The sequence below is a fragment of the Pseudomonas sp. SIMBA_041 genome (assembly GCF_046535095.1).
Lineage (GTDB): Bacteria > Pseudomonadota > Gammaproteobacteria > Pseudomonadales > Pseudomonadaceae > Aquipseudomonas > Aquipseudomonas mucoides.
This window is the reverse complement of the sequence record NZ_JAWRXJ010000812.1, coordinates 1-243: the sequence shown is the minus strand read 5'-3', so window position 1 is coordinate 243 and position 243 is coordinate 1. Positions and strand designations below refer to the sequence as shown.

The 243-nt window shown below is 58.4% G+C and carries 1 protein-coding gene; it reads right to left on the bottom strand.

Annotated elements, in window-relative coordinates; genetic code table 11:
- On the bottom strand, positions 1-208 hold a 208-nt coding region (locus SB725_RS33380), incomplete at its 3' end, for a hypothetical protein (protein ID WP_410923720.1).
- Positions 209-243 lie beyond the last annotated feature (35 nt).

Genomic DNA, 243 nt, shown 5'->3' with positions numbered 1-243 from the left:
CGCCGGCAAGATGAGCGACTGCGGTATCGACGGTGATGAGCAGGTCGAGCGTCTCGAGTATCGCGAGCGTATCGGTGAAGTCTTCGATGATCGGGCCGAGCGTATGTATCTCGAACTCGGTCGCGAGAGCTTCACTGTCGCGCTCATGCGCGCCTTTCTGAAGAGAGAACCATGTTGTCCGCGGAAGCGCCAACAGAGGTCTCAACATGTCGATGTCGATAGAACGGAACCGGTCCAACGCGG